Genomic DNA, 11,763 nt, shown 5'->3' with positions numbered 1-11,763 from the left:
GATGACGGAGCGGACAAAAAAACACCTTGAGATGCGTACATGAAAAATCTATACACATTTCGGAAGGTGTGTTCTGTTGTCTTATTTGTAGTGGTATGCGCTTGCTCGCGGAGTATTGCGCTGCATTTGATTAAACCATGCTTGATCTTTTTTCTCTTGATTTAACGTACTAACGATGGATGATGAACAGCTAACACAGATTTTTGCTTGTGTAATTTTCCCGCAACGTTCGCAAGGTGCGCCGAGGTTGGGGAAGATTGTCTTTTTTAATTTTCCTGCTTTAACCCATTTATAAAGTAAGTCGCATGACACGCCTGTTAATTCAACAACTTCATCGTTCGTTAAAGTGCGATGATTTTTTCTTAGTAAAAAATGATGTAATTCTGAAAAAATATCTTCTTCTCTCGCATCAATTTTTTTGCCAAACAGCTGCATTCTGTTCCCTCCTCGATTACATCAATTGATGATTTCCCCTATATTTTCATTTACGTGGATTGTTTGTTCATCATATTTATAATTTTCCCAACGATTACGAGCAAATTTTCTATATTTGTTGGATATACTGCGGTCTGAAATTAAGCGAGAGAATCCTTTTTTTGCTTCAGCCATATCACCAATTCGTAGGCTTAGTTCTGCATGTAAGAATTGAATACGTTCCTCACCCTCTTGGTTGGAAGCAAAAGATTTACTGTAAAAATCTCTAGCGGCAAAGAGATAGTGTATTTCAGATTCATGTTCATTTTTTAATCGGTAAAGCCAAGCTATTTTTAACGCGAAATTTGCCATTAAAAGAGGCTCTTCCATCGATGCCCTCGATACGAGGTATGCTAATTTATAGCTTACAATTGCGTCATCTATAGATCGTTCCTGACAAATATTCATCGGTTTTTGCAGCTCTTTAATGTACAATTCATCGATTAACAGCATGAAAGGCCCATAAGTTCTTGTCATGGACTTATGGTAGGCATATCCACAATGTGGACAAACGGCTACTTCATAAAACAATGGATTCAAGCCTTCATAAATTGGCATGAAGTCTGTTTGTTCCTCAACTATTTTATAGCGATTTGGACGTACCTTATAGGTAGTAAAATGTTTTTTGCAAAATTTACACTCTACATTACTTTCATAGTAGTAAATGTTAAAAGCCATATGATTCAACTCCTTTGCAGCAAATTCATTATTATTTCTTTTGTTCTATTTATAGAATGTATATGCTCGTTCAATATATTTAATTAACTAACTCTTATTTTAACAATTCTATGTTTATTGGTATACTCCTTTAGAATTATTAAAATAATATTCGTTCATATTTATGTTGTTTTTATGTACGTTAAGTTTTTTCTGAAGTGTACTTGTAATAGCATTTATCGATGTATTTGACATAAAGTTAAATTGTTTATGATAGTTTGTGAAACCGAACGTGATCATTTATTTGGAAAGCATATTTTTGTGCTTTGGAGCTAAATATTTTTGAGTTCAACTCTTGCTAGATGTAGGTTAATTTAACTACTTGTAGATTTTATAATAAATTCAACTCGTTTTTGTGGAAGGAGACTAATAATGGATTGTAAAATTGTGTTTTTTGATGTAGATGGAACGCTCATTAATTATGAGGATGGAAGTATCGTGAAAAGTACTAAGACAGCTCTACAGTTATTAAAAAACAAAGGGGTTCGGCTAGTAGCTGCTACGGGCAGACCGCTATCCATGTGTCAGGAATTAGTAGCCTTAGGTATCGATACGTTTATTACAGCTAACGGTGCGTATGTTAAGCACCAAGATCAAGTAATTCATAAAATACCTCTTGCGAAAGAGATTGTGCGAACAGTAAAAGATTTTGCACATGAAAATAAGCAAAGTCTTACATTTTTTACAGAACAATTATCGATGAACGGTGTACATAATCCAACAACTTTAAATGCAATGAAAGAAACACTATCTTTAATTGATTATCCAATGATTAATGAAGATATTGTGAATCAAGAGGTCTACTTAATGTGTTTATATGTGAATGAACTGATGGAGAAACAGTACAAGCTACAATTTCCTAATTTAAAATTTGACAGATGGCATCCAAATATCGTCAATGTTTTGCAAGATGATGTTTCAAAATCGATTGCTGTTAAAGCTGTGTTAAATTACTTCCAGTTAAACTCTCACGAAGCCATTGCTTTTGGTGATGGGGACAATGATATGGATATGTTAGAACTAGTTGGATATGGTATTGCGATGGCAAATGGTAGTGAAAGATTAAAAAGTAGTGCTGACTTTGTAACGAAGAAATCCACTGAGGATGGCATTGAGTATGCACTCCGTAAACTGCAATTAATCTAAGTCATCAAGCTTATAGAGAGCCCCCTTTAGAAGAGGGCTCTCATGCATAACCAACTGAAGTCAATTTCCTCATCTTAAAGGCGATATTCGCCATTTGCACTTAGCACCATGCTAAGGCAGATTGCTGGGACTACATAGGGAGTTTCCGAATTCGATAAAAATACATGAGTAATAAAGCAGGATTTTACACTCCTGCCAATCACCAATGTAAATTCAACGTTAGTCCGCAACAATCGCTTTCAGTAAAAAGTACTCGAAGATTATCAGGTGTATATTTAGCGTCGAATTTAATGGTGATACCTGTTGATGCAATTAATTTATCGACTTCTGTTTTATTTGAAAGTTGCGCGGCGTTCATAAGATTATGGGCAAATTGCTGTGACTCATTAATTTTATCCGTAAGTAATTGGGCTTGCCGTATAATAGTCTGAACCCGTTTTGCAGATGCCACCAACTTATGTGTATCCACAGGGGGAAAGGGGCTGTTGTTGGCCGGATTTGTCGGCATTGCTAGATGTCTAGGAAATGGACTAGGCGTAGGATTATTGGGTATTACCCATGAGGGATAATGATTGGAATAGACAAAATACGGATAAGGATTGTAATACAACTGAATTCCTCCTATCCAATAGCTGATACCCTATCTTATGAAAGATAATGACGTTAGGTCCCTAAATGGACTTTAAAAGCATCCTTTTAGATGTCTTACCCAAGAACATGTAAGACATCTTCTATTTTTTTGCTGTGGGAAAGTACGCCGTAGTTCATCCACGTTAAAAAATCCACTTCATAAACGCAATGATTTTTCACCGCTGAAAGGGCAAGCCATGTAGGTGAGGTTAAAATATTTCGTTCCTCTCCTTCAAAAGTAGAATGCTGTTTATCGAATGTTATGAACAGATGATGGGCATCAAGTTTACTAAGTTGATCGTTCGTCAATGCGCATCTTCTTGTGTGGTGAGGCATATTCCAGACAAGCGGATGGGGCATCAAACCTAAATCTCGATATAGAATGGGCCCTGTGTAGCCGCATTCTGGGCCAGCATAAAGACTAATACCATTTGCTGAAATACGAAGAAAGGCAACGGTTTGTCCATAAACAGATTTACTTAAGATTGTTCTGGCATCGTGGACAGTGTGCTCATATTGCCTAATGACATCTTTCATGATGGCGGTTCGGCCTGTTAGGTCTGCAATTTTATAGAGTGTTGAACGCCAGTCCTCACCAGGGTGCGAGAAAAGACAAATGGGCGCTAACTGATTTAAATGGTGGCAAGTGTCCCAGCGCTCTACACCAGCATTTAACATAATTAAATTTGGTTTATATTGTAAAATCTGCTCCATGTGACCGTCGGCTACATCAATATCCGGCACTTCTTGTAAGCCCAAGTATTCTTGTTTTCCCCATTTTGCATGGCTAAATTGGGCAATGGGTGTAATGCCTAATGCAACTAAAAAATCTTCTAAAAAAGGAGCAAAAATGCGAATGCTGTTGCTGTGACTTTTACGATATTGTCCTGGAGAGACACCGACATGTTCTTTAAAGCGACGGTTAAAATAATATTCATTATTAAATCCAACAGTTTGACTGATCTCAAATATCCGATCATTAGTTGTGCTAAGTAATTGTTTTGCACGGTCAATGCGAATATTGTTTAAATAGTGAAGTGGAATGTGGCCAGTGATTTCTTTAAAGAGACGAGAATAATTCCACCGAGGAACATCTGCAATATGTGATAATTGTTCGACAGTCCAATCCTTTTCATAGTGTTCGTGGATATAGTCAATGGAATGTTCAACAGATTGGCGGTCATCTTTTTGGTGCAATTTAGGTAGATTCTGTTGAAGAATGAATAGCATAAATTCTTGAAATCGAACATGCTGCTCAAATATTGAAAGTTCATCAATCATTAAGCGGTTGCGATAAATAATCTCTAGCTGATTATTACATTGTGAAACGGGAAGGCAACGTAGTTCACCTATAATAGAAAAGATTTCATGGACGTTGGGTTGTCTTAAATTTCCCAAACTCATAGTTGTAAACGACAATTGATAAAAACTAAAATACTCACTTTCAACGTTAATTTCAGTCATGTTATCTGGAGAAATAATAACGCATTTACCTTCATCAAGTTTAATAGTTTCCCCAGCTACTACTAGTTTTCCATGGCCATTATTAATGATGAATAATGTATAATCATTGTTATTATTTGTCTGCCATCGCCTTTCTGAGAATTGAGCGAAATACAATATTTCTTGTAATACGTACATAAACGGTTGGTTCCCCATTGCATCCTTCATCCTTTCTATATTTTTATGAAAACAACAGAAAGAAAGCCCTTAGAGAGCTTTCTATTTTACAAGAAGATTCAGTTATTTAACAAACCATTTTTCAAGATCATCATATTTTAATAAGTTTGCTGTAATAGCTCCTGATTGCCAATATGTTCGATTTGCGATATACACATGACCATTTTTTACTGCGGGTACCGATTTCCATAGCGTGCTATCAAGCCATTGAACTGCCTCTTGATTTTCCTTCGATTCCCATGTTCCTTCAGAAGGGAAGATGATAATATGATCCGCATCCAAATTGGGAATAGCCTCTTCAGATAAAACTTCTTGGAATTCCTTCATATCACGCACCAAAGGATGTGGTGTTAAACCGGTTTCTTTGTAAACATTCCCTGTGAATCGATTTTCGATGCCAAATAAAGCTAAAGTTTTATCTCCAACGTTTAAACGTAAAACGGCTACTGTCTCGTCACCTAAAGAGGCATCTAATTCAGTTTTTAACGAAGTTACTCGCTCTTCATACTGTTTAACAACCTCATCCGCTTTTTCTGATACGTTTAAAACATCTGCAATTGTTTTTACAATATCTCGAGGATTTTGGAGAATTTCTTCTTTTAATCGATAAGTTGGTGCAATTTTTGAGTACTTTTCATATTTCGCTGAATCGACTGCTCCGTCTACAATGATTAAATCTGGCTTTGCTTCCAATAGAGCCTCTATACTGCCTGTCACATCGAACTTAGGTACATCTAAATTTAAATACTCTTGTATACCCCATGTTGGATGATACCATTGGATGACTGGCTTTATATCAAGAGCGCTTAAATAATCTTCTAAGTATACGGCTGCGACTCTCTGTGGATGGGCAGGTATTTCGACTTTACCAAACGCATCCTCTACGATTCTAGTTTCTACTGATGATGGATTTTCTTTCGACTCAACTTTTTGTTCGTTAGAACTACATGCTCCTAAAATGAACGTCAGCACCAATAAAAGTGCTAACGAAAAATATTGACCTCTACGCATAGCTATTCACTCCTATAGTTTAAGTACAGATACACTGTGAAAAAATGTAATTTAGAATGATAATCATTCTCGTTTGGTTCAAATAAATTATAGGACACATTATTAAAACAAACAATACACATTCTCTAGATGTTTCTTATACAAACTTGAGAATTATCGTGAAGAGGTAGCAGCAACTACAAACCTTATTTTTTATTTTTGTCTAAGAGTAGCCAAATTAATGTAACGAAAGCAGCTAGCAGAACCATTAAGAACCCGTACATGGGTGTCTGCGATAAAGAAAGATGGTCAATAATTAACCCACCTAGGTAAGATCCTAGGAAAATGCCTATATTAAATGCAGAAATATTTAACGCTGAAGCCATTGTAGTAGCTGAAGGTACATGTTTTTCTGCTAGCTGTACGGCGTATAGTTGTAAGCCAGGTACGTTCATAAACATAAACAGTCCCATTATAAGGACCATGATTAAGCCGAAAATATGTGATTGCAAGAAGAAATTAATACCCAGTAGGGATAAAGCAAGGCCAATAAAGATAATGAAAATAGCACGTAACGGGTTGTTATTTGCAAAGTGACCACCCAATGTATTACCAATGGCCACACAGATACCATATACGACTAAAATTATTACGATCGCGTGAGAAGAGTAGTCCAAGTGTTGTTCTAGAATAGGCGATACATACGTGTATACTACAAATACACCACCGTAACCAATTGCTGTAATGAAAAAAATTAAGAGCATACGTAAGTTACCCAAAACTTTTCCGATATCACGCATTGAAACAGGCTCACCTTTTGACAAATTACTTGGCACAAGTAAAGCATTGCTTATTAAACCAATTAAACCGATTAGTACAATGAAAATGAAAGACATTCGCCAGTCTGTCACTTGACCGATGAAAGTCCCTAATGGAACACCTGTGACAGTTGCTAGTGTTAGTCCTGTAAACATAAACGCAATTGCACTTGCCCGTTTATTTGGCTCTACAACCTCAGCCGCTATGACAGAGGCAATGGACATAAATACACCATGTGCCAGAGCTGAAATAATACGCCCAATTAGTAATATTGAAAACGTAGGGGCTAGAGCAGCCAGTAAATTCCCTACAATAAAAAGTACCATGACGAGCAATAGAACATTTTTTCGACTGATTCGAGAAGTTAAAGCAGTTAGAAGAGGTGCACCAATGGTTACACCTAATGCATATATTGAAACCGTCAAACCTGCCGTACTTAACGATATATCCAAGTCATTTGTAATGAGGGGAAGAAGCCCTACACTTATAAACTCTGTTGAACCTATACCAAACGCACTAATTGCTAATGCAAGTAACGTTAGTTTAGCATTCAGTGCTTTTGTTGTTGTCATAATATTGCTAACTCCTTTGATTTTTTTTATAGTGTGTAGTAATATTCATAGGTATCAAAAAGTTGTGTAGAGTACTTTTAGTTACTTTTGGATATTACAGGAGGTTACTATGAAAAAAGTTTATAATATTGGTGTTGAAGCTACTCTTGAAGTAATAGGTGGGAAATGGAAACCGGTCATTCTGTGTCATCTCATTCACCATGGAAAGATTCGCACAAATGAATTTCGTCGGTTAATTCCAGGAATATCCCAAAAAATGTTGACGAGTCAATTACGAGAATTAGAGCAGTCGGGATTAATTAATCGTAAGGTCTTCAATCAAGTACCGCCAAAGGTTGAATATTCATTAACACCCTATGGACAAGAAATGGATCCGGTGCTGAACTTACTGTGCACTTGGGGTGAGAAACACATTGAGCTATTAATTGATAACGGTGAAGATGTCCATTTAATGCAACGAGATGAAGATATTGCAGTTAAGCAAACCTCTTAAAAATAGCAAAAGAAGCTTTCTAGTATAATTGAATCTGCTAGCTTTCTGCGGGTGAATTGCAGGAGCCTCGCAGATTCTTTTTAACTTATGGTAGCAGTCATTTTGGTCGTTCTACTGTTATAGTAATTGTTCTTTTCATTACATGACAAAATCAAATTCTTCTGGGTCTGGTCCGACGCGTTTATCTAAATTCATGGCATGAATGCATGCTATTTCTTCATCATTTAAACTGAAGTCAAAGATGTTGGCATTTTGAATCATGCGTTCTTTACGTGCTGATTTGGGAATGGTTACGATGCCACTTTGGATATCCCAGCGTAAAATAACTTGGCTAGTAGACTTACCATATTTTTTTGCTATTTTTGAGATTGTCTCATCTTCAAGAAGTCCACCTTGCATTAATGGAGCCCAAGCTTCTAGTTGAATTTTGTGCTCATGGCAAAATGAACGTAGCTCTAATTGTTGTAATCGTGGATGGAATTCCACTTGGTTAATAACTGGAGTGATGCGGGCTATTTTTAATAGATCTTGTAAGTGTGAGACATTGAAGTTACATACACCGATTGCTTTGATTTTTCCTTCCTCGTATAAGTCCTCCAGTGCTTTCCAAGATTCCATATATTTGTTTTTACCTGGCCAATGAATGAGATAGAGATCTAAATAATCTAATCCTAATTTTTGCAAGCTCTCTTCGTATGCTGCGATTGTCTCGTCATAGCCAAGGCCATCATTCCATACCTTTGAAGTAATGAATAAATCCTCACGTTTTAAACCAGTAGATACCAATGCTTGTTTTATACCCTCACCAACGCCTACCTCATTGCCATAAATGGCTGCGGTATCTATACTGCGATAACCAACCTCAATCGCTTTTTTCACCATTTCTGCGGTAGCATCGTTTTCAACTTGGAATACACCTAGTCCTAGACCAGGCATTTTTAAGCCATTGTGTAATGTGATTGTATCTTGTAAATTATTTATCATTTTCAGTCCTCCATTGTGGTTTGTTCTTTGTTGCTTTTTTATTATGCTTTTGTCTAGAAATAAAAAAAAGTACGCACTTTTTGGTTTCATAGAAACGCGGAGGTTCCTATTGTGTTATATCAATGATCCACAATGAAAAAAATTTATAACTTGTATATTTTTAACCTTATAATGCTAGATAAAATATGGAGGACGACACAAAAAAACAAGTGCCTTCCTTAAGTTTTTAATAGACGATTAATGTGATTTTAATCAGTTTTCATAGTGAAAATGGGGTGGTGTTAAAAGCATGAACTTTGACTTCGTGATAGGACATGCAAAATTTGCTTCTACTAGTCAAAATAATATGGAGCGCTGTGGATTGAAGATGGCTAATACAAAAAGTATTTGGACAGATGTCAATTAAATAAATAATAAGATGGGACTGTTGATAAAGATAAAGGGGATTTACGTGCAGAAATAGAATTAAGTAAGGAGACTGTAGAAAAGGAGATTACGAGATGAACCGATTAAATTTAATAACTTTGGGTGTTAAAGATATGGTAGAATCATTAACATTTTATCGTGATGGACTTGGATTTGAAGTATTTGTATATGGAGATGAGTCAAGCCCAGATGTAATTTTCTTTAATAATGCAGGCACAAAAATTTCACTGTTTCAAATGGATCGCTTAGTAAAAGATATTAACGAAGAAAACCCGCTAGAATTAGGTAAGGGCTTTGCAGGAATTACCCTTGCCTATAACGGAAAATCAAAAGAAGAAGTCGATGAAGTATTTTTGTTAGCTGAAAAAGCGGGGGCGAAAATCGTCAAGAAGCCAGAATTAGTTTTTTGGGGTGGGTATAGTGGCTATTTCCAGGACCCTAACGGCTATTATTGGGAAGTTGCATATGGCGATAGCTGGGAGTTTGATGACAACGATATGTTGATTATTACAGAGAATTAAAACGTTTCTGGCGTGTTTTGAAATTTTTTTTCAAAACATGCCTTTTTAAATTCCAGGTAAATTGAAAGGCTGACAATTTTTTCAAAGATAAATTTGAGATCATATAGAAATGTAGGATTATGATTTGAGTTAGTGTTTTTGTAAATGTATAATACAAAATATGGATTTTTGGTGTGGACATTTATTCCTGAAAACGCAAAACACCATTTTGGGAGGATAAAAATTGTTTCGTATATTGTACATAGAAGATGAAAAAGAGATAGGACAGTGGGTGGCAAAGGATTTAACGGAAAGAGGATATGAGGTAACGTGGCTTGAGTCTGGTGAAGAAGTTGAGAAATACTTAGTATCCGTAGACATTGTTGTATTGGATGTCATGCTACCGGGATTAGACGGATTTTCTATTGGCAAGAGAATCAAGAGGGAAAATAAAGAATTACCAATTTTAATGCTATCAGCCCGTACTGCTGTAGAGGATAAAATAGAGGGCCTGAATTTTGCTGATGATTATTTAACAAAGCCCTTTCATCCAGATGAGCTTGTCGCACGTCTTGAAGTATTACTAAGGAGATATCAAAAGAATGATGATGTGCTAGAACTGCAGCATCTAAAAATTCATACGAAAGATATGCGTATTATTAATAAACAAACTAATGACGAGATTCAATTAACAGGTAAGCAGTTTTACTTATTACAGTTTTTCATTCGCCATTTAAATCAAATATTAACAAAAGAACAGCTCTATGAAGGAGTTTGGGGTGAAAGTTACATAGAAGGTGATAAAACATTAATGGTCCATATTCGATACTTAAGAGAAAAAATTGAAGTAAATCCAGCTAAGCCAATGATTATTGAAACGATACGTGGCATTGGCTATAGGGTGAAATTATGAAATTTTTGCGCCCATTTTTTTTTCTGCGATCATTATTAGCTAAATACATGTTGATTATCCTGATAGCTATGTCAATTACTCAGATAGCTTACTTTGTTATTGCCTTTTTTGCGTTAGAGATCACTAAAACCGGGCAAGATGGAAGTTTGAATGAGGTTAACCAAGAGAGCAATGTTGAGGAAAGATGGCACGATGAAGCGAAGCGTATACAAAATTTTACGGATGAAACGATTACACAGCATTTCGAAAGTTGGAAGCAGCGATACCCGAAAGCAGCAATGTTTTGGATAAGCGAGGATGGCACATTACGCTCAAAAGTGAATGTCCAGGAGCAGCTACCGTTAAAATGGACCCCCTCCTTTACAACAAAATTTATCAAAGAGCGTTATGGAGGAAATCCCTTTACGGTTATTGCCTTTTTAGGGGAGGATGAAACAAATGGTTTTATTGTTTTAGAAATTCCTAGAGATGTATTTAATCCACCACTCGTGAAAGTTTATGAACAATATGGGGCCTTCGTATTATTAGGTGTTATTGTGATTGTTCTATTTTTTATTAGTGTATCCTTTTTATTCTTTAGAGGGATTCGAAAACGCTTATTAAAACTGCAGGATGCGATGGAAATTCGAGATGTAGATGGACTTCCCATTGAGATTCATGTGAAAAAGCAGGATGAAATTGGACAGCTCGAACAAACATTTAATCATATGGTTGTTGAACTTAGAGAAAGTAAACATCGTGAGATGAAGGAAGAGCAACTCCGGCGAGAACTAATCGCTAACTTGTCACATGATCTACGTACCCCTTTAACGAAAATACGTGCTCAAGCTTATTCCATCAGTAAAGAGGATTTATCAGAAGAAGGCAAACAAGCGATTAAGGCAATGGAAACTTCCGTTGTGAATATTGACGGATTAATCGAAAATTTAATGTCATATACACTGCTCATGGCTAGTAGATATATCTTTGAGCCAAAGGAAATTGATGTGATTCGATTTGCACGAGAGCAAATGACGACATGGTATCCAGTTTTCGAAAAGGAAGGCTTTGACATTGATATCGAGCTACAGGCATTTGATGATAATAAGTGGCTGATTGACCCGCTTTGGTTAGGACGCATATTTGATAACATTTTCCAGAATGTACTACGACATGCGAATAGCGGGAAATATATTGGCGTAAAAACAGAATCTACAGCATACTATGATGCATTTATCTTGAAGGATTACGGAAAAGGAATGAAAAATGAATCAAATGCAAAAGGTGCCGGCATTGGTTTATCCATTGTTGACATAATGGTGAAGGGTATGGAACTAGAGTGGGATATTACTTCCAGTGAATCCGGCACAGAAATCAAAATTAAACGTTTTAAATAGGTTACCTGATAAGAAAATCTGCGAGACTTCAGCGAAAAGAGTC

At 36.2% G+C, this 11,763-nt stretch carries 12 protein-coding genes and 1 pseudogene; 6 read left to right on the top strand and 7 right to left on the bottom strand.

Annotation, left to right across the window (positions count from 1 at the left end; translation table 11 throughout):
- Positions 1 to 81 precede the first annotated feature (81 nt).
- Both ACOMCU_RS14215 and ACOMCU_RS14210 read right to left on the bottom strand, forming a co-directional pair.
- Positions 82 to 435 (bottom strand): hypothetical protein, encoded by a 354-nt coding sequence (locus tag ACOMCU_RS14215; RefSeq protein WP_010860502.1) that lies wholly within the window; start codon positions 433 to 435, stop codon positions 82 to 84.
- 21 nt (positions 436 to 456) lie between these two features.
- A complete protein-coding gene (locus tag ACOMCU_RS14210; protein ID WP_010860501.1) occupies positions 457 to 1,152 on the bottom strand; it encodes a DUF2225 domain-containing protein in 696 nt (231 codons plus the stop codon).
- Between the two features lie 411 nt (positions 1,153 to 1,563).
- Here ACOMCU_RS14210 and ACOMCU_RS14205 point away from each other — a divergent pair, with 411 nt between their 5' ends.
- Positions 1,564 to 2,337 (top strand): Cof-type HAD-IIB family hydrolase, encoded by a 774-nt coding sequence (locus tag ACOMCU_RS14205; RefSeq protein ID WP_010860500.1) that lies wholly within the window; start codon positions 1,564 to 1,566, stop codon positions 2,335 to 2,337.
- A 199-nt stretch (positions 2,338 to 2,536) separates the two neighbouring features.
- Here the strand turns inward: ACOMCU_RS14205 and ACOMCU_RS14200 are convergent, their stop codons facing one another.
- The 4 genes from ACOMCU_RS14200 to ACOMCU_RS14185 all read right to left on the bottom strand — a co-directional run bounded on the left by ACOMCU_RS14200 (position 2,537) and on the right by ACOMCU_RS14185 (position 7,028).
- Positions 2,537 to 2,947 (bottom strand): hypothetical protein, encoded by a 411-nt coding sequence (locus tag ACOMCU_RS14200; RefSeq protein ID WP_010860499.1) that lies wholly within the window; start codon positions 2,945 to 2,947, stop codon positions 2,537 to 2,539.
- Positions 2,948 to 3,042: 95 nt separating this feature from the next.
- Positions 3,043 to 4,626, bottom strand: coding sequence for an AraC family transcriptional regulator (locus ACOMCU_RS14195; RefSeq protein WP_010860498.1), 1,584 nt, complete (start codon positions 4,624 to 4,626; stop codon positions 3,043 to 3,045).
- 84 nt (positions 4,627 to 4,710) lie between these two features.
- On the bottom strand, positions 4,711 to 5,658 hold the full coding sequence (locus ACOMCU_RS14190; protein ID WP_010860497.1) for an ABC transporter substrate-binding protein: 948 nt from the start codon (positions 5,656 to 5,658) through the stop codon (positions 4,711 to 4,713).
- A 185-nt stretch (positions 5,659 to 5,843) separates the two neighbouring features.
- Positions 5,844 to 7,028 (bottom strand): MFS transporter, encoded by a 1,185-nt coding sequence (locus tag ACOMCU_RS14185; protein ID WP_010860496.1) that lies wholly within the window; start codon positions 7,026 to 7,028, stop codon positions 5,844 to 5,846.
- A gap of 109 nt (positions 7,029 to 7,137) precedes the next feature.
- Here ACOMCU_RS14185 and ACOMCU_RS14180 point away from each other — a divergent pair, with 109 nt between their 5' ends.
- Positions 7,138 to 7,521 carry a winged helix-turn-helix transcriptional regulator gene (locus tag ACOMCU_RS14180; RefSeq protein ID WP_010860495.1) on the top strand — a complete coding sequence of 128 codons (384 nt, stop codon included), beginning with the start codon at positions 7,138 to 7,140 and terminating at the stop codon, positions 7,519 to 7,521.
- A gap of 138 nt (positions 7,522 to 7,659) precedes the next feature.
- On the opposite strand, the gene ACOMCU_RS14175 is transcribed toward ACOMCU_RS14180, so the two are convergent.
- Positions 7,660 to 8,505 carry an aldo/keto reductase gene (locus ACOMCU_RS14175; protein ID WP_010860494.1) on the bottom strand — a complete coding sequence of 282 codons (846 nt, stop codon included), beginning with the start codon at positions 8,503 to 8,505 and terminating at the stop codon, positions 7,660 to 7,662.
- A 310-nt stretch (positions 8,506 to 8,815) separates the two neighbouring features.
- Here ACOMCU_RS14175 and ACOMCU_RS14170 point away from each other — a divergent pair.
- From ACOMCU_RS14170 to ACOMCU_RS14155, 4 genes and pseudogenes are all read left to right on the top strand, one after another.
- Positions 8,816 to 8,911: pseudogene (locus tag ACOMCU_RS14170) on the top strand (GNAT family N-acetyltransferase); the annotation flags it as partial.
- 94 nt (positions 8,912 to 9,005) lie between these two features.
- A complete protein-coding gene (locus tag ACOMCU_RS14165) occupies positions 9,006 to 9,452 on the top strand; it encodes a VOC family protein (protein WP_010860492.1) in 447 nt (148 codons plus the stop codon).
- 223 nt (positions 9,453 to 9,675) lie between these two features.
- Positions 9,676 to 10,344 carry a response regulator transcription factor gene (locus ACOMCU_RS14160; RefSeq protein WP_010860491.1) on the top strand — a complete coding sequence of 223 codons (669 nt, stop codon included), beginning with the start codon at positions 9,676 to 9,678 and terminating at the stop codon, positions 10,342 to 10,344.
- On the top strand, positions 10,341 to 11,720 hold the full coding sequence (locus ACOMCU_RS14155) for a HAMP domain-containing sensor histidine kinase (RefSeq protein WP_010860490.1): 1,380 nt from the start codon (positions 10,341 to 10,343) through the stop codon (positions 11,718 to 11,720). Before ACOMCU_RS14160 ends, ACOMCU_RS14155 begins: the two co-directional genes overlap by 4 nt.
- Positions 11,721 to 11,763 lie beyond the last annotated feature (43 nt).

The organism is Lysinibacillus sp. UGB7 (assembly GCF_049058285.1).
GTDB lineage: Bacteria > Bacillota > Bacilli > Bacillales_A > Planococcaceae > Lysinibacillus > Lysinibacillus sphaericus_B.
This window is presented reverse-complemented; position numbering and strand designations above follow the sequence as displayed.